We start from the raw sequence: 347 nt of genomic DNA, 5'->3' as shown, positions 1-347 counted from the left end.
ATAAAAAGATTGGAGCGGTACACGAGGCTCGAACTCGTGACCTCGACCTTGGCAAGGTCGCGCTCTACCAACTGAGCTAGTACCGCATAACTAAATTTACTATCACTACAATTTCTTTTGGTTAGAAATTGGAGCGGTACACGAGGCTCGAACTCGTGACCTCGACCTTGGCAAGGTCGCGCTCTACCAACTGAGCTAGTACCGCATTATATTTTCATTCAACACTACAATTTCTTTTGGTTAGAAATTGGAGCGGTACACGAGGCTCGAACTCGTGACCTCGACCTTGGCAAGGTCGCGCTCTACCAACTGAGCTAGTACCGCATTTTTTATTTCTTCAGTTATTT

The 347-nt window shown here is 46.1% G+C and carries 3 tRNA genes; all 3 read right to left on the bottom strand.

Annotated features, from left to right (window positions below):
• Positions 1–10: 10 nt before the first annotated feature.
• A tRNA-Gly gene (locus H5160_RS20190) sits at positions 11–86 on the bottom strand.
• A gap of 43 nt (positions 87–129) precedes the next feature.
• Positions 130–205, bottom strand: a tRNA-Gly gene (locus tag H5160_RS20185).
• Between the two features lie 43 nt (positions 206–248).
• Positions 249–324 (bottom strand) — tRNA-Gly (locus H5160_RS20180).
• Positions 325–347: the final 23 nt, after the last annotated feature.

Source organism: Pseudoalteromonas sp. SG43-4 (genome assembly GCF_014164325.1).
Lineage (GTDB): Bacteria > Pseudomonadota > Gammaproteobacteria > Enterobacterales > Alteromonadaceae > Pseudoalteromonas > Pseudoalteromonas distincta.
Note: the sequence above shows the minus strand (reverse complement) of the source record. Positions and strands in the feature narration are given on the sequence as shown.